This window comes from Paenibacillus amylolyticus, assembly GCF_051136285.1.
Classification (GTDB): Bacteria; Bacillota; Bacilli; order Paenibacillales; family Paenibacillaceae; genus Paenibacillus; species Paenibacillus amylolyticus_F.
The window spans coordinates 115,433-130,748 of record NZ_CP194938.1; the positions used below are offsets into that span (position 1 = coordinate 115,433).

Genomic DNA, 15,316 nt, shown 5'->3' on the forward strand with positions numbered 1-15,316 from the left:
ACTGCGGCTTTTGTTGTTTCAAGAAGATATAGAAATAAATAAATATAGATAAAAATTAAGGGATTAACGAGTAATTTGCTCAAACTCCTTACGAATCGCCTGCAGCAATTCAGGTTTGCTAAGGACATCGTATGCCGTAGCAGCAAGCGCTTTGGCTCCCAAAATCATGCCTTCCAGTGCACGTTCTTGCAATGCCAAATCGCGAAATTCAATGGAGTGCAGCGTATGAACTTCATCAACTACACGGATATAAGGATGGATGGCCGGACATCTCAGGGAAACATTACCGATGTCCATCGAGCCGTGATCGTTTCCGCTGACGATCTCACCTTGCGGAATACCAAGCTCCATCAAATTCTGACTGAACGCGTCAGAGAAGGTCTCATTCGTTACCATCTCATCATAAGATGTTTCGTAGTTGGATGTCACGAGCTTACATCCGGTTTGGAGCGCAGCACCTTGAGCAATCTGAATAACACGCTCTGTCAGCACGTTCAGTTCTTTGCGTGTAGCTGCACGCACATAAAACTGCGCAGAAGCATAGTCCGGGATAATATTAGCGGCTTGACCGCCACTGTTGATGATTCCATGAATACGCACAGTGCTCTTCACTTGCTGTCTGAATGCATTAATGCCGTTAAAGGTTTGAATGACGGCATCCAGTGCATTAATCCCTTCATGCGGGCTGGCTGCAGCGTGTGAAGATTTGCCATGAAATTCGAATTGCACGGCATCAATAGCCAAGGAACTGCCTGACTTTTCATAAGCATAGAACGGATGCGCCATCAGCGCGACATCACAGTCATCAAACAGACCCGCTTCTGCCATTGGCACCTTTGCCCCGCGTGTTTCTTCCGCAGGTGTACCAAACACTTTGATCGTGCCTCCGACGTCATCCACAATAGCTTTAAGGCCAACGGCCGCGCCAAGGCTCATCATACAGATTAAGTGGTGACCGCAAGCATGTCCGATCTCCGGCAAGGCATCATATTCGCATAACAGTGCAATGGTAGGGCCAGGTTTGCTTGAAGTGTATACACCGATGAAAGCCGTATCAAGTCCAAGAATCGGAGCTTCAACTTCAAATCCATGATAAGACAATTCTTCCTTTAAACGGGCAGAAGCCAAATACTCCTCATTTCCAAGTTCAGGATGGGCTCCAATATATGATGAAATGTCTTTGAAACGGGAAGCATATTGATCAATAACGTTAAAAATCTGAGTTTTATTGGCTGTCATAGGTAAACTCCTTAAGTAAAGATGAAAATATCCAATTGATTATAACATCTTTGCAGTATTTTTTCAGAAACAAGTCAAAATTTGATCTCCAAAATGCATTGCATAATCATGCATTGTACTTTATAATGACTCAGTCATCAACATGACGGATGAATCAATATGTCAAAGTAATTATAGCATTGTAAGGGGAGAACAAGGTTGAAATTAATAAGTCGTTATACTGTAATGCTGTTAACGTTCCTTCTTTTTTTGACGGCGGCTGCACCTGTGGCGCTGGCGAGTGGAACGACAAACAGTTCAGGCGGTAAAAAACTGGTTCTCGGGACAAGTGCCGATTTTGCACCCTACGAATTCCACAAAGTAATCAATGGCAAAGATGAAATCGTCGGGTTTGATATTGCGATTGCCAAAGAAATTGCTAAAGATCTGGGAGCAGAGCTTGTTATTGAAGACATGGGCTTTGATGGACTGTTGCCTGCACTTCAGAGCGGACGTGTTGATCTGGTGGTTTCAGGGATGACACCGACAGATGAGCGTAAGCAAAGCATTGATTTTTCCGAACCGTATTATAAGTCCAAACAAGTCATTATGGTTCGCAATGTTGACAAGGATAAATACCCGAACATGAAGGCATTGGAGAATGCCAAAATCGGCGTGCAAAAAGGTTCGATTCAAGAAACAATTGGCCAGAAGATTCCAGGTGCGAAGCTCACTTCACTGGATAAAATCTCTGACATCGTGCTCCAGCTGCAAACGAAACGTGTGGACGCGGCGATTGTGGAAGATACCGTAGCTGCCGGATATCTCGATGATATCATTGGTCTTGCCCCAGCGGTTCCGGACGAGGAGCAGGTTGAGGCAGCAATCGGGATTCGTAAAGGCAATACGGAGCTGCTGAAGGCAGTAAACCAGACGCTGGAGCGATTGAAAAGCGAGGATAAAATACAGCAGATGGTAACGGACGCAAGTCTGTTGATGGCTGACAAAGATGTCGATAAAGATAAATCTAAAAATATTTTTGAGGTATTCTGGCAATTTAAAAGCTTTTATGCAACTGGTGTTGGATATACGCTTTTATTATCAGCTCTAGGCGTATTCTTCGGAGTAATCATCGGTCTCATTATCTGCCTGTTCCGTCTGCATGATATGGCCATATTACGCTGGATTGGTACAGCTTACGTTGAAGTGATCCGGGGTACGCCGATGCTGGTGCAACTCATGATTATCTACTACGGAGTGTCCTTAACCTTTGGCATCAACTTCACAGCACTTCAGGCGGGGATTATGACTCTCTCCATTAACAGCGGTGCTTATCTTGCCGAGATTTTCCGTGCAGGTGTTCAAGGCGTAGATCGTGGTCAATTGGAGGCTGCTCGTTCACTCGGTATGGGCAGAGCTTCGGCGATGCGTTATATTATTTTGCCACAGGCCTTCAAAGCCGTGCTGCCGGCGATTGGTAACGAGTTTGTGACTATTATCAAAGAGTCATCCATTATTTCCGTCATCGGTATGGTGGATATTATGTATCAGGCAAGTGTTGTCAAAAACATTACGTACCAAGGAATGAATCCATTCCTTATTGCGGCAGCGATTTACTTTGTCATGACATTTATTTTGTCCAAGCTGCTAGGTCGATTGGAAAGGAAGTTGGGTGCAAGTGATAGACGTTAAACAATTACACAAATCATATGGTAAAAATGATGTCCTGAAGGGCATTGACGTAACGATTGGCAAAGGTGAGGTCGTTGTGGTTATTGGCCCTTCGGGTTCGGGAAAAAGTACGTTCCTTCGCTGTCTGAATCTGTTGGAGCAGCCTACATCCGGGCAAATTGATTTTGAAGGTGTTTCGATCACTGATCCAAAGCACAACATCAATGCTACGCGTGAGAAAATGGGGATGGTATTTCAGCATTTCAACCTGTTTCCGCACAAAACGGTTCAGCAGAACATCACGATTGCACCAATTAAGGTGAAAAAGCAATCTACGGATGAAGCAAACAAAATTGCTGAGGATCTTCTGAAAACGGTTGGTTTAGCGGACAAAAAAGATACGTATCCCAATCAGTTATCAGGTGGACAGAAGCAGCGGATTGCAATTGCAAGAGCACTGGCGATGCAGCCGCATGTCATGCTGTTTGACGAGCCTACGTCAGCTCTTGATCCGGAAATGGTTGGAGAGGTGTTGGAAGTCATGAAACGTCTTGCTGAAGGCGGAATGACGATGGTCATTGTCACTCATGAGATGGGTTTCGCACGTGAGGTAGGTGACCGGATTCTGTTCATGGACGGCGGGGTTATTGTCGAAGAAGGTAAGCCTGATGAGGTGTTTGGAGCACCGAAACATCCGCGTACACGAGACTTTCTTGCCAAAGTGCTTTAATTCATCCAATCCATCCTACGTACAGGAAAAGGTTAAAAAGGGCGTTATCGGATTCAAAATCCGGTAACGTTTTTTTTGTTGTTTGAAGAAAATGTAGAACCGGAAAAGTAACGTTTCTGTTACCTGTATATCTTATCAAAACGCCAAATGGAAACATTTACTACAGTTAAAGTTACAAAATTGTGATATATTGAAGTCTGCCGAAACTTCCGAAGTGGAAGTGCGGGGGACGTAACGATGCAGAGGTGTTATTCATTCGATAAACATACTGCTTGGGGTGAATTAGGAGTACATAATGCTTCAGCATGTCAAGTAAAGCCTATAGGGTGGGCTCCTCCATTCGAATCCGACAACTAACTTCGCAGGCATAATGAGGGAGGAAAACCATGTATAACAAGAAACGTTTAGCCAAAACTGCCATCGCATTACTGACATCCATTTTATTCATTCAAGCCGTTCCGGCTCTCGCGGATTCCGTTCATGTGGCCAAAGAAGGGGACACCTTCTTCACTCTATCCAAGCAATACGGTGTTGATATGAACACATTAGTCAAAACCAATAAAGACATTTCACCTTATAACATCTATGGTGGTTTGAAAATTACAATCCCAGGTAATGAAAACAAAGCGGCAGCGGCACCAGCTCAAGTAAAGTCACAGGAAAAGACGGTTACAGCTGCAAGCCTTGACGTAAATTCGGATAATAAAGTTGTACAGGCTTGGGGTAAGACTTTTGACTATAGCAAAACACTAAGTGTTAAAGCAACTGCATATTCCGCTGATGCATCTGAGAATGGTGGATGGGGCCCCGTTGATTATTTTGGCAACCCGCTGGAATTGGGTACGATTGCGGTAGATCCCAAGGTTATCCCTTTTGGCACCAAGGTTTTGGTGACAGGACACACACATCCAGGATTGCCGAAACAGGCTTTCGTAGCAACCGCTCTGGATGCAGGTAGTGCAATTAAGGGAAATCGCATCGATATCTTCATCCCTGGAAGCAAGACATTTGTAAGTTCGTTTGGTTTTCAGGATGTTGAGCTTTACATTTTAAAATAAGGCTTTGACGCTCTCATTTAAGGCCAAAATATAAACGGGGTGCTCTTTGGCGCAATCATGATGAGAATGATTCATGACTACGGCGAGGAGCATCTTGTTTGTTTTGCTTATTGTTTCTCTTTTGGCAGTTTGAGCATTTCGTCCAACGTGACTAATTCATATCCTCGATTCCGCAATTCCTCGATAATTTCAGGCAAAGCTTCTACTGTACCTTTTAGATTCGATCCTGTACCGCCACCAGCGTGTTGCAATACGATGGAGCCGGGTTTCACCGCGGAGAGAATATTATGTTTAACTTTTTCCTTGGACAATCCTTTCCAATCCAGCGAATCCACATTCCAGTTCACAATACTATAGTGCTGTTTCGCTGCCCAACGAAGTTGTTCCTCATTAATATCTCCGTAAGGAGGACGAATCATTTTCAGCGTATACCCGGTCAGGCGATGAATGATATCTCCCGTATGTAAAATTTGTCTGCGAAAGGCAGTCATCGATAATTTGCTGAATTCAGGATGATTATAGCTGTGATTGCCTACAATATGCCCTTCCTTTACCATACGTTTCACCAGATTCGGATGTTTCTCCGCACGGCTGCCTACAACAAAGAAGGTTGCACGAACCTTATATTTTTTCAAAACATCAAGCACTTGGGGGGTGAACCTCGGATCTGGCACATCATCAAAAGTCAGTGCAACTTGCTTGGTGGAAGGGCCATTTGTTTTGAAGGTATCCGCATATTTCTGCCGAAGTTGACCCAAAGTCAGCTGTTCATCTCTGACATCCGAGCTAGAAGCCGGTGTAACCTTTGGATTAGACATTCCGCGCGATGAAGTCTCAGAAACAGGATCAGAGGCAGTAACCGAAGGGGCCGGATAAATTCCGGAACATATGAGAGTAACGATTGCGAGCATGACGAGGCGTCTACGCATTTTAACGGCCTCCTTTTCCAAAATTGCGTTCTCTATGGTATGCCCTTTGGTTACTTCTTTTATGCGGCTGTGAGAAGTCTCATTGTCACAATTAGGTTATGAAAGCGATAATTTCACCATATATAACATATAGAAAAGGATAGGTGGAGAGAGAATGAGTACATATGATTTGAAATCCATTCGTTTAGAGGTTTTTGAAGCGGGGCAGGACAAGATATTTTTGGTCACTGGTGGGAAAGCTCATATCGGAGCTGTATCTACATTTTATGTTGACCACGATCGGGTTAGCGGGACAACGGTGCATATTCCAGGGCATAAGGAACAAGAGTTGTGTGAGCGGCTTGCTCGTAAGGCTGCAATACAATTGAAGGTTACAGTAACCGTAATTATGGGTATCCATTTTGACAGCATCACACGAATGCAGATTGATGAAATCGTGCAGACTGCAGAGAGACTGATGGATGAACATTTGAATAAAAAAATGTAGATTCAAGTTTTAAAATTTTTTCTGCAAATTTGAAACGTGTTGCAGATTGTTGCGTATGTATCTTTATATACAATGCACTATCCACTGGGAGGAATAACCTAATGTCCATTTTTAAAAGATTACGTGACCTGACAATGTCCAACATTAACGCAATTATCGACAAAGCAGAAGATCCAATCAAGATGACGGATCAATATATCCGTGACATGCAAGAAGATCTTGAGGATGCAGAGAAAGCTGTTGCCGCTCAGATTGCGATTGAGAAGAAGTTCAAGCAACTGTTCGAGGAACAGGAAGCACTTGTGAAGAAACGTGAAGAGCAGGCGCACACAGCAGCTCGTGCACAGAACATGGATCTTGCTCGCCGCGCTCTGGAAGAGAAAAAAGCAGCGGAAGAGAAAATGGTGGAATACAAAACCAGCTATGATCAAAACAAAGCGTCTGCAGACAATCTTCGTGGTAAGCTCGATGAGATGCGCAAACAATTGACTCAAATGAAAAATAAACGTGAGACGCTGGTTGCTCGTTACAATGCAGCTAAAGCACAAACGGAAATCAACAAGGCTCTGAACGGATTCAGCTCAGACACTGCAAGTGCTGGGATGAAACGCATGGAAGAGAAAATGATGCAGATGGAAGCTCAGGCTGAAGCAAGCAATGAGATGTCTTCCAAAGGTAAGTCACTGGATGAAGAGTTCGAGAAACTTGGCAAGGATGCTGCGGTTGAAGACGAACTTGCTGCACTTATGAAACAGTACGAGAATAAAAACTAACACCTTGGCAGTCAGCAGGGTTAACCAGCGGAGGAGAACAGTGTTTCTCCTTCGCTTTTAAATGCGAATCATGTTGATAAGTGGAGGCTGTGTAAATGGATTTAAACATTTTGGCGATGCTGGTCTGGACGGCTTCTGGTTCAGTTTTGCTTTTTGTACTGATGTATGTGGATTCACTTTTTACGAAATACAAGGATTTTGCTGAGGTTAAGGCAGGCAATATGGCGGTCACAACCCGGATGGTGATGAAGTTGTTTGCGCAAGGTTATGTGCTTGCAACGTCGATCTCAACAGCTGGACATCTCGGAGAAGCGCTGCTGGTTTCTGTTGTATCTTTTGTTATTTTATTGATTCTGGAAAGTGTCGTTCACTTTATGATTCGTAAATGGGCCACTTTGGATCTGGATACGGGAATACAACAAGGTAAAACAGGGTATGGATTGTTCTCTGGTGCTTTACATATCGTGGGCGCCTTGATCATTGCAGCTTGCCTGTAAACCGATAAGATGACGAACAGGAGTAATTAGCATGAGTGTATGGAAACGTATTAAAGGAATACTAACAAAGCCGGAGCCACCCCAATCGGAAAAAACGATGCTTCAGCTCGCTCCTGGTGATATCTGTGAGGTGTCTCTGGTCACGTATGAAGTCGTTGGAAGGGTACAGAATCGGGCTCGTAATGCAGTTGTATTAACGCTGCAGGATGGAAGTGCATTTCGTTATTTGCAGATAGAAGAACGTGAAATAACACGTTATGCCTTGTATTCACCGATCGATGGAAGACTTGATGCCCCCGATGAGGTACCTACCATTCTTGAACTGGATGACCAAGTGTATCATCTGGAGGAAGAGTATGGAGGCATGGTTCAGACCGTGGGCAGAACACCTTATGGTCAGGCTGGTGAGCAGCTGGTGTGGCAGTATCAATCGGATGATAACAAACTTCTTCGTGTGGAATGGCAAGACAGAAGGTTTAACCTTTATGAGGGTGAGTCCATTCTTCCTGCGGATATCAAAGTGATTCGTTCGAACTAGGAGAGGTTCCAATGAAAAAACGCTTGGCACATGGATTGAAATTAATGCTAGTCCTCAGCCTTGTGATGTCTCTGTTGTCTGCATGCGGTTCCGCTCCTTCGGTTCAGGATACATATCCCCTTGAATCTGTAAGTGGTAGCGGTCAATCAACCTCTTATGTGTATCGGGCTGAGAATCGCACGGTTCCTGAAGTTGCAAAGGAATTGTCCGATCAACGAAAACCGGATCAGATTTCGGCAGAAAGTACAGAGCGTATGTTCCTGGTGTATCAGGATCAATATTATCATCTGCAGCAAGATCCCAAGAAGCCAGAAGATACACTTGTCGAAGTGGATTCCAAGGAATATGTACGTCAGAATTATAGTTCCTCCTTCTTGCAGGGTTATCTGACAGCAACCATAATTGGGAATTTGTTTGATACATTTGGTGGACGCGGATCTGGAAACTATCGAGGATATACAGACAGGGATACGTACAAACCGAGTGCTGGCTCTTACCGAGCCCCAACAAGCAATGATAAAAAGCTGGCTCCGCCTCTTACCGTTGAGCGGAAAGGTTCCATTACCCGGCGTGGCAGTGATAAGGACACAAGTGTTGGTTCTGGCAGTGGTTGGTTTGATCGCAAAAAAGATCAAAGTAGAGGAAGCATCGACCGTAATAAAAGTAGCGGAGGTTTGGGTGGTTTGTTTGATTCACCGAAAAAATCCTACAAAAAGCCAAAGACCAGGGTCGGCGGCGGCAGGATTATGAGGCGAAGGTAAACATGACGTAATCCCAATGAGGTGGATGACGAAATAACAGTAACATGGTGTGAGACTGGCGGATGCGGCAGTGAGCACCTTTGTTACTGTTATTTTTTTTATGATTTACGGACGTGATGGGATTTGCGAACACGAGGAATTGTGGAAGCGGGCTGTTTGCGTATCCAGCGTAGATAAGGAACGATGCGTTCATCTGTTCGCAGGGATTGCAGATCCGTAAGTCCAAGCGAGACCAGATCCCGATTTGTATATAACGAGTGGATTTGTTTGTGGCAAGGAATACATAGATTAGCTGTGGGCATCAGGCTGCCACCCATTTCCTTCGGGGTTAGATGATGAACCGTTGTTTCGACGGGCTCTCTGCCACATAACTCACAGTGATTATTCAGGATATTCACCTCCGACTATCGAATGTTATTATGCGCAACTGCAGGATAATTCATGTTTCCTGTTGTGATTCAGTGATCAATCGACTTGTCATCGGCACATATTCGGGCTACACTTTCTTAAATGAGAAAAAGACTTCAGGAGGTAAACTACTGTGAAACAAACTTCCGATTCATATGATATGAGCACCGCCAAATTTCATCGTTCGGCTGTACAAGTGCCCGAAGCGCAGGCCAGAATTGCTACCAGGGTATCTGTAGGCCGGATTGAATATGTACCTCTTGCCGATTCACATGGTCGTACACTAGCAGCGTCGATTAAAGCACCACATGCGTACCCTTTTTTTCGGAGATCAGGTATGGATGGTTTTGCGATTCAAAGTGCAGACACGGCTCTGGCTACAAGTGAACATCAAGTATGGTTTCGGGTTATTGATGAGATCCCGTGTGGATATACACCAGAACATAATATTACACCTGGAACGGCTGCAAGAATCATGACCGGTGCTCAAGTTCCGGATGGTGCGGATGCTGTTGTTATGATGGAGATGACGGAAAGCAAGCAAGAACAAGGTGAGCACTGGGTTGCTCTGAAACGTCAGATGCTGGCCGGAGATAACATTACTCCAATTGGGCTTGAAGTGCAGGAGGGGCAGCAGCTGATCGAAGCGGGTACAGTGATCGGAGCAGGTGAACAGTCTGTGCTGGCAACGTTTGGTTTGGCTGAAGTGCCGGTCTTTGAACGGCCGAGAGTGGCTATTTTTGCTACAGGAACGGAGTTGCTTGAAGTCCATGAGCCTTTGCAGCCTGGCCGAATTCGTAACAGTAACAGCTATATGCTGCGTTCTTTGGTGATTGAAGCCGGGGGAGAACCGGTTATGTACGGAGCCATTGCAGACGATGTGAATACAGCAAGGGCGAAACTGGAGGAAGCGATTCGAGACAATGATATCGTTGTGACGACAGGCGGGGTATCCGTTGGCGATTACGATATTATGGGTGAACTTGTGTTGGAAGAAGAAATGCAACTTCTTTTTAACAAAGTTACCATGCGTCCGGGCAGTGTGACGACAGCTGCTGTGTATAAGGACAAGCTGTTATTTGCTCTATCAGGTAATCCTGGAGCATGTTTTGTTGGGTTTAATCTGTTTGTTCGTCCAACACTTCGCACCATGCAAGCAGATCCCTATCCATACTTGGAAGAGTGGACTGTGATATTAGAGGATGGCTATACAAAAGTGAACAATTTCACACGCTTTGTACGCGGACGTACAATTATTCGGGATGGAAAAGTATATGCTGCTCCTGCAGCTTCCCGTGTGGATGAGTCGAGTGTCATGATTACAATTAAAGACAGTGACTGTCTGATTGTGATTCCGCCTGAGAAAAAGGGCATAGCAGCAGGGGAACGGGTCACAATTATCAAACTACCCACCGGGCAAACAAGGTAGCTGGCTTATGGATAAAACAAGTGCTACAGGGCCAAAGGTCATACAAGTTGTTGGATATAAAAATACAGGCAAAACAACGATGACAGCTACATTCATTGCCGGACTTACTGCTAAAGGATTGAAGGTTGCTGCCATCAAACATGATGGACATGACCATTTTGAGATGGATCAGGAAGGCACGGACTCCTATCAGTTTGGCAAAGCCGGTGCGAACGCTGTTGTGGTTATTTCTCAGAAAAGAACAGCGATTATTAAGCAGCATCACACTCGGCTTGACGAGATGCTGAGCCAATTGTCAGACTATGACTGGATTGTGATTGAAGGCTTCAAGGATGCGACGTACCCCAAATTAGTTATGGTGCGACAAGCTGATGATCTGACCCTGGTTCGTAAGCTTGAAGATGTGGTTGGCATTGTATTTTGGTCACCGGAGTTAATGAAAGAAGCTTTAGAAAAAGAGACAGATAGAGAAAAAACAGGAACGGTATTGGACGTAGAAACAAGGTTGGAAGCAGAGGCAGGGATAAGAGGAACTGGGAACAGATATGATGAGCGGAAGGTAAGAAAAATTGCGGAAAAGTTAAGTTCTGAAATGGATAAGGAACTGGATCTTAAAGATAGAGCTATACCAAGTTTTTTGTTCAGTGAGCGGGAAGTCATTGTAGATGCTGTGCTTCAGTTAAACTTATTATCTATGTATACTAAGTAGTGTGATGTAAGCAATGCGAATAGGATTGTACTTAAAACGAACTAAATCCAATCTGCCACTGTTATTACGTAACAATAATTATGTAAACTTAGAACTCTGATATGAGATGTTGGATACAATTATTCGAGAATAACAACGGATTCGACTATATAAATGGATCTTCATTTTATATTCCTTCATATAATAGATCTTCGAATGGCCCGCTATTTTGTCTTGGTGTTTATTTTGCACCACGTGCTGTGTGCAGCACGTGGTGCCTTGCTTCATGACAAGGGTACTCAGCGACATGTATAGTTACCTGTTACCTGCGACTCTCGAGATGACTACGTTAAGTCGAGTCTTGGCCGTCGAGTGCTAGTATTGGTTTGGCTATAACGTGAGCTTTAGCATTAAGAACTAGTTTAACTTTAAGCGTTCTCTTCTACGCGGCGTTCAATGGCCTCCGACATCGTTTTGTCAGTCAGATGCGCATAGATTTCGGTCGTTTCGGTTGAAGCGTGACCAAGCTGTTCTTTTGTTTTATAAATGTCATTTTGCAAATAATAGTCGGTGGCGAAAGAGTGGCGTAATTTATGCACGGTCAGATAGGGCTTGCCAAAACATTTGGCATATTTCATGATCATTGCCTGAATGGCACGTTTAGTCATGCGGCTGCCTTCCGATTCCCCGTTACGGAGTGCGATAAAGAGCGCCTTTTCTCGTTTGGGTGTGCGATACCGTGATTGCCGCAGGTTCATATAGGTTGCCAGTTCATCTTTGGCCTGTTCCCTGAAATATACGGGAGTTTTGTACGTTTCATCATTGTTACCTTTGCGGTAAACATAAAGCAGTTTATTGCCTGGATCAAGGTCATCCACATTCAAATTAACAACTTCGGATACCCGCAGACCTGAGTTCAGAATAAGGCTAGCAATACAAGCATCTCGTTCTTTGTTCAGCTCATGTGAGTAAAGGGCTTGTTTGTTCTTTTGCATATCTATGGCATAGCCCTCAAGAATGTAACCGATAAATTCAAGCAACTCATTTTCTTCCAATATTTTTCCTTTGAGTTTTGCGGCGGTGTCTTTTGGTTTATGGGTGCGTTTGATCTCAATCTTGGCCATGATATTCCGTTTAAGAAGGGGGTAGAAGTCTTCATCTTCAGCAATCTGGCTTAAATAATGAAATAACGACCGCAGGGAAGAAAGTTTACGTGAAACCGTAATTCTTGAATTGGTACCCTCGCGTCTCGTGGTCAGGAATAATCGGTACGCAGTAACGGAATCCATGCGAAGCACTTCCAGTTCGGTCAATGTCACTCCTTGGTTCGAGTCAGCCTGAGACAACCCTTCTGCACGCAGCCAGCTGAAAAAGGTATCATAATCTCTCAAGTATTCTAGCAGTGTAGACGGAGAGAGGTCAGGCAGTTTATAGTCAATGAATTGCTGAACAAACCAGGGCATTGAGGGTAGTTTTTCATCCAGTTTACGTCGGTCAATCTCTTTTTGCACGTTGGTCAAATTCGGCACCTCCATATGACGATTGTTTTATCAAAGTATATTAAGTGTACCATAATTTACATGCACTCATCTTGTTTGATATTACTGGAGGATATGCAAAGAACCGGGTTGTACACGTTAAGCCATGTCATGTTATTGCCCTATGTCTAATAAAGGTTTACAGTATGTTATACATGCATACTAGACTAGAGGAGGCGAACCAAATGAATATGCAGATTGAGCTGGTTCCCCGCGAACGCAGTCAGGTGATTCGGCATCTCATGCAATTTTATCTCTATGATTTTACGAAATATCTGAATATCGATGTAGATCAGGATGGCATTTTTCCGGAATATCCGGGTCTGGATGCTTTCTGGACGGAGACAGGTCGAAAGTTTCCTTTTCTGATCACGAGTGAAGGAGCACCGGCTGGATTTGCACTTGTAGAGAAGTTAGAACCAGGGAGCAAGGATAATGACTACTATTTGACCGAATTTTTTGTTATGCAAAAATACAGGCGCAGCGGCGTTGGAACACAAGCCGCGTATGAATTATTTAGACGTTTCCCCGGGCGATGGAAAGTAACACAGGTTCGGAATAATATGATTGCGCAGGCGTTCTGGCGTAAAATCATTGGCGACTATACCGGAGGGCGTTTCCGAGAAAAATTCCATCCGGAACTGGGCAATCCTAGTCAGTATTTTGTAACATGATACAACATTAAGACAAGCCTGTAAAAATAAAGTCAGTTGGTCTAGCCGAATCGGGGAGCAATGTCGTGCTTGTATCCCGCACGATGAAGGAGATCGAAGAAACAGCAGCGGCGATTACTGAACAGACGGGACGCAAAGCATTGGCTCTCTGCGCCGACGTAACTTCTAAAGAGCAGATGCAAGAGACTTTCGAGCAGGCGATTTCCGAGATGGGGCTTATTCATATTCTCGTGAACAATGCAGGTATGAACATCCGAACGCCAGCCCTGGAAGTAACAGATAAACAGTGGGAAACGATCATGCAAACGAATCTTAAATCAGCTTTTTTTGCTTCACAATGGGCGGGTCAGCATATGAAGCCGTATGGGGATGGCAAAATTATTAACATCTCATCGGTCGGCGGACATACAGCATTGCGAACAGGTGTTGTATATGGGGCAACAAAAGCGGCTTTAATCCATATGACGAAGGTGCTGGCGCTGGAGTGGGGGAAATATGGTATTCGTGTGAACTCGGTCGGACCTTGGTATTTCCGCACTCCGCTGACGGAGAAATTGCTTGATGATCCGCAGTATATGCAAGAAATTACTAGTCGTACACCGCTTGGGCGTTTAGGAGAGCTACCGGAGATTGTTGGCCCCGTTGTTTTTCTTGCTTCGGATGCGGCAGGTTATATTACAGGCCAGACTTTATTGGTTGATGGCGGTATGTCTATTTACGGTTTCTAAACGTATTCATGTGTACTAAAATGTAAGAGAGAAGTTTTTTTAAAATGTGCTGCTTTCTGCTCCAATGGGTAATAACTTATGAACGCGACAACATGAAATACGACACCGTGCAGACAAGTCAACCTGCAAATGATGCAAATGAAATAATACGAAGAATACGGAAGTCTTCTGTATGGTACTTATCTTATTTAAGCCACTAACCTATTTTGGAGGAGGATCACGATGGAACTTCGTAATTACGGAAATACCGGGATGAAAGTCAGTACACTTGGTTTTGGCGGCTCTGAGATTCGGGATGCATCCAAGGCAGACGTAGAATTGTTACTTAACCGTGCTTTGGATGCGGGTCTAAATATGATTGATACAGCGGAATGTTACGGTGACAGTGAGGAAAAAATTGGTGACGTGTTAGGACATCGGCGGCAAGAATATTTTCTTTTTACCAAATGTGGACATGCAGCAGGTGTGGACGGGCCCAATTGGGATGCCAACGTGCTCGAACAGACTGTTGATCGTAGTCTCAAGCGCTTAAAAACGGATTATGTGGATGTGATCCACCTGCACAGCTGTTCAGAAGAAGTGCTTCGACAGGGTGATGTGATTGAAGTGCTGCAGCGGGCGAAAGAGGCTGGAAAAACCCGTTTTATCGGGTATAGCGGGGATACGACAGATGCATTATATGCTATCCGTACAGGTGTATTTGACAGTCTGGAGACATCATTAAATATTGCTGATCAGGAAGCAATTGAACTGACTTTGCCTGAGGCGCGTAAACGAAATATGGGCATTATTGCCAAAAGACCGATTGCAAATGTAGCCTGGATGTATGATACAGTAACAGAAGATGATTATGCTTATGACTATTGGAAACGGTTAAACGAACTGAAATATGACTTTTTGAGCGAAGAAGCACAACGAGTGGTGGAGATTGCACTGCGATTTACACTGAGCACTGAAGGTGTGCATACCGCAATTGTGGGAACTGCCAAACCTGACCGTTGGCAGCAAAATGCTGATCTGGTGGCGAAGGTGCCGCTAGAGAAGGAGCAATATGAGGCCATTCGTGCACGCTGGAAAGAAGTCGCACGAGCTGACTGGACTGGCCGCATCTAATCCCAGTTCATTCAAACACGCTTTAAAAGTAGTTGTTTTGAATGATTAGGATCTCTGGAGAACTGCCTTTTTGGGC

The 15,316-nt window shown here is 44.4% G+C and carries 16 protein-coding genes, 1 pseudogene and 1 riboswitch; of the genes and pseudogenes, 13 read left to right on the top strand and 4 right to left on the bottom strand.

From position 1 onward, the window contains the following. Window positions 1-63: 63 nt before the first annotated feature. On the bottom strand, window positions 64-1,239 hold the full coding sequence (locus tag ACR8BL_RS00520; RefSeq protein WP_434750791.1) for a M20 family metallopeptidase: 1,176 nt from the start codon (window positions 1,237-1,239) through the stop codon (window positions 64-66). Window positions 1,240-1,464: 225 nt separating this feature from the next. On the opposite strand from ACR8BL_RS00520, the gene ACR8BL_RS00525 reads away from it, so the two are divergent. From ACR8BL_RS00525 to ACR8BL_RS00535, 3 genes are all read left to right on the top strand, one after another. Continuing rightward, window positions 1,465-2,910, top strand: a complete 1,446-nt coding sequence (locus ACR8BL_RS00525; RefSeq protein WP_434756703.1) for an ABC transporter substrate-binding protein/permease — start codon at window positions 1,465-1,467, stop codon at window positions 2,908-2,910. Further along, entirely contained in the window at window positions 2,897-3,619 is a 723-nt protein-coding gene (locus tag ACR8BL_RS00530; RefSeq protein ID WP_434750792.1) for an amino acid ABC transporter ATP-binding protein, read from the top strand. The genes ACR8BL_RS00525 and ACR8BL_RS00530 overlap by 14 nt, the downstream gene beginning before the upstream one ends. A 188-nt stretch (window positions 3,620-3,807) precedes the next feature. Continuing rightward, window positions 3,808-4,003: riboswitch (cyclic di-AMP (ydaO/yuaA leader) on the top strand. Between the two features lie 2 nt (window positions 4,004-4,005). After that, window positions 4,006-4,677: a 3D domain-containing protein gene (locus tag ACR8BL_RS00535; RefSeq protein ID WP_434750793.1), complete on the top strand. Its 672-nt coding sequence runs from the start codon at window positions 4,006-4,008 to the stop codon at window positions 4,675-4,677. Between the two features lie 107 nt (window positions 4,678-4,784). On the opposite strand, the gene ACR8BL_RS00540 is transcribed toward ACR8BL_RS00535, so the two are convergent. After that, the gene (locus tag ACR8BL_RS00540; protein ID WP_434750794.1) at window positions 4,785-5,606 is read right to left on the bottom strand and encodes a polysaccharide deacetylase family protein; all 822 of its coding nucleotides are present in this window, start codon (window positions 5,604-5,606) and stop codon (window positions 4,785-4,787) included. A 154-nt stretch (window positions 5,607-5,760) separates the two neighbouring features. Between ACR8BL_RS00540 and ACR8BL_RS00545 the strand changes: the two genes are divergently transcribed. The 5 genes from ACR8BL_RS00545 to ACR8BL_RS00565 all read left to right on the top strand — a co-directional run bounded on the left by ACR8BL_RS00545 (window position 5,761) and on the right by ACR8BL_RS00565 (window position 8,662). Next, window positions 5,761-6,093 (top strand): hypothetical protein, encoded by a 333-nt coding sequence (locus ACR8BL_RS00545; protein WP_434750795.1) that lies wholly within the window; start codon window positions 5,761-5,763, stop codon window positions 6,091-6,093. 101 nt (window positions 6,094-6,194) lie between these two features. Then, complete coding sequence (locus tag ACR8BL_RS00550) at window positions 6,195-6,866, top strand: PspA/IM30 family protein (protein ID WP_434750796.1); 672 nt, start codon at window positions 6,195-6,197, stop codon at window positions 6,864-6,866. A gap of 95 nt (window positions 6,867-6,961) precedes the next feature. Next, entirely contained in the window at window positions 6,962-7,363 is a 402-nt protein-coding gene (locus tag ACR8BL_RS00555; protein WP_434750797.1) for a DUF350 domain-containing protein, read from the top strand. 31 nt (window positions 7,364-7,394) lie between these two features. Further along, window positions 7,395-7,901, top strand: a complete 507-nt coding sequence (locus ACR8BL_RS00560; protein WP_434750798.1) for a DUF4178 domain-containing protein — start codon at window positions 7,395-7,397, stop codon at window positions 7,899-7,901. 11 nt (window positions 7,902-7,912) lie between these two features. Then, a complete protein-coding gene (locus ACR8BL_RS00565) occupies window positions 7,913-8,662 on the top strand; it encodes a DUF4247 domain-containing protein (protein WP_434750799.1) in 750 nt (249 codons plus the stop codon). A 98-nt stretch (window positions 8,663-8,760) separates the two neighbouring features. On the opposite strand, the gene ACR8BL_RS00570 is transcribed toward ACR8BL_RS00565, so the two are convergent. Continuing rightward, window positions 8,761-9,051 carry an HNH endonuclease gene (locus ACR8BL_RS00570; protein ID WP_434752966.1) on the bottom strand — a complete coding sequence of 97 codons (291 nt, stop codon included), beginning with the start codon at window positions 9,049-9,051 and terminating at the stop codon, window positions 8,761-8,763. A 179-nt stretch (window positions 9,052-9,230) separates the two neighbouring features. On the opposite strand from ACR8BL_RS00570, the gene ACR8BL_RS00575 reads away from it, so the two are divergent. Both ACR8BL_RS00575 and mobB read left to right on the top strand, forming a co-directional pair. Next, entirely contained in the window at window positions 9,231-10,499 is a 1,269-nt protein-coding gene (locus ACR8BL_RS00575) for a molybdopterin molybdotransferase MoeA (protein WP_434752967.1), read from the top strand. Between the two features lie 7 nt (window positions 10,500-10,506). After that, on the top strand, window positions 10,507-11,208 hold the full coding sequence (mobB, locus tag ACR8BL_RS00580; RefSeq protein WP_434750800.1) for a molybdopterin-guanine dinucleotide biosynthesis protein B: 702 nt from the start codon (window positions 10,507-10,509) through the stop codon (window positions 11,206-11,208). Window positions 11,209-11,615: 407 nt separating this feature from the next. On the opposite strand, the gene xerS is transcribed toward mobB, so the two are convergent. Next, window positions 11,616-12,707 (bottom strand): tyrosine recombinase XerS, encoded by a 1,092-nt coding sequence (gene xerS, locus ACR8BL_RS00585; protein ID WP_434758304.1) that lies wholly within the window; start codon window positions 12,705-12,707, stop codon window positions 11,616-11,618. Between the two features lie 203 nt (window positions 12,708-12,910). Here xerS and ACR8BL_RS00590 point away from each other — a divergent pair, with 203 nt between their 5' ends. The 3 genes and pseudogenes from ACR8BL_RS00590 (at window position 12,911) to ACR8BL_RS00600 (ending at window position 15,240) form a co-directional block, all read left to right on the top strand. Next, window positions 12,911-13,399 (top strand): GNAT family N-acetyltransferase, encoded by a 489-nt coding sequence (locus ACR8BL_RS00590; RefSeq protein WP_434750802.1) that lies wholly within the window; start codon window positions 12,911-12,913, stop codon window positions 13,397-13,399. Window positions 13,400-13,431: 32 nt separating this feature from the next. Continuing rightward, window positions 13,432-14,127 (top strand): annotated as a pseudogene (locus ACR8BL_RS00595) (SDR family NAD(P)-dependent oxidoreductase); the annotation flags it as partial. Window positions 14,128-14,349: 222 nt separating this feature from the next. Next, complete coding sequence (locus ACR8BL_RS00600; RefSeq protein WP_434750803.1) at window positions 14,350-15,240, top strand: aldo/keto reductase; 891 nt, start codon at window positions 14,350-14,352, stop codon at window positions 15,238-15,240. Window positions 15,241-15,316 lie beyond the last annotated feature (76 nt).